We start from the raw sequence: 1,222 nt of genomic DNA, 5'->3' as shown, positions 1-1,222 counted from the left end.
GCCGAGCCCGGCCAGCCGCGCGCCGGCCGTGGCGTCCCGGGTGACCACCAGCACCCGGCCGACCCCGGGCGCGGCCAGCGCGGCGGTGACGGTGTCCAGGGCGAAGGAGAGCGCGAGGTCCGGGCGGTGCGGACCGGCGAACGGGGCCAGCCGGGACTTGGCCCGGGCGAGCGGCTTGAGCGGCAGCACCAGCGACCAGCCGGCGGCGGGTGCGGCGGGCACGACGGGCCCGCTGGGGCGTACGGTGTCCTGGGTCATCGGCGTCATTGTGACGCCGGTCCCGGAACCCTCGCCAGGCCGTCCGAGCTGTGCGGACGTGCGTTTGATCACGCCCGTGCGGCGGGCGGGCGGGGCTGCTCGACAGCCGGTGAGGGGTCGGGTGAGACTGTTCCGCGCCCGCGCCCCGGGAGGGGCCGCGGAGATCGACCGCGGCACCCCGGCGTGCCGCACGGATGAGGAGGACCTGGGGTGGCCCGCCGCTCGTACGCCAGCTTCGGCAACGCCGACTACGGCTTCTGGTACCGCTTTGCGGCCGTGCTGGTGAAGCCGGTGACGACCGCCCTGGTCAAGCCGGACTGGCGGGGCTGGGAGCACCTCCCGAAGGAGGGCGGCTTCATCGCCGCGGTCAACCACAACTCGATCATCGACCCCGTGGTGTACGCGCACTGGCAGTACAACAGCGGGCGGCCGCCGCGGATCCTCGGCAAGTCCTCGCTGTTCTCGGTCCCGTTCATCGGCTTCATGCTCCGCAAGACCGGCCAGATCCCGGTGTTCCGCGAGTCGACCGACGCCGCGCAGGCGTTCCGGGCGGCCATCGACGCCGTCGACCGGGGCCAGTGCGTGCAGTTCTACCCGGAGGGAACGCTCACCAGGGACCCGGACCTGTGGCCGATGACCGGCAAGAGCGGCGTCGCCCGGGTGGCGCTGATGACCGGCGCGCCGGTCATCCCGGTCGCCCACTGGGGCGCCCACGAGATCATCCCGCCGTACGGCAGGGGGGCTTCGGGCAAGGGCAGGTTCAACCTCTTCCCGCGGCACAAGGTGGTCGTGGCGGCCGGCCCGCCCGTCGACCTGAGCAAGTACCAGGGCCAGGAGCTGACCTCCCAGGTGCTCCGGGACGCCACCGAGGACATCATGGCGGCGATCACCGACGTGCTGGCCGGCATCCGCGACGAGCGGCCGCCCGCCGAGCGGTACGACATGCGCGAGGCCGCCCGGAGGG

At 73.9% G+C, this 1,222-nt stretch carries 2 pseudogenes; one reads left to right on the top strand and one right to left on the bottom strand.

Annotated features, from left to right (window positions below):
* Window positions 1-258: pseudogene (locus ABD308_RS16200) on the bottom strand (2-phospho-L-lactate guanylyltransferase); the annotation flags it as partial.
* A gap of 210 nt (window positions 259-468) precedes the next feature.
* Between ABD308_RS16200 and ABD308_RS16195 the strand changes: the two are divergent.
* Window positions 469-1,222 (top strand): annotated as a pseudogene (locus ABD308_RS16195) (lysophospholipid acyltransferase family protein); the annotation flags it as partial.

It is taken from the genome of Kitasatospora putterlickiae, from assembly GCF_039527695.1.
Taxonomy (GTDB): domain Bacteria; phylum Actinomycetota; class Actinomycetes; order Streptomycetales; family Streptomycetaceae; genus Kitasatospora; species Kitasatospora putterlickiae.
This window is presented reverse-complemented; position numbering and strand designations above follow the sequence as displayed.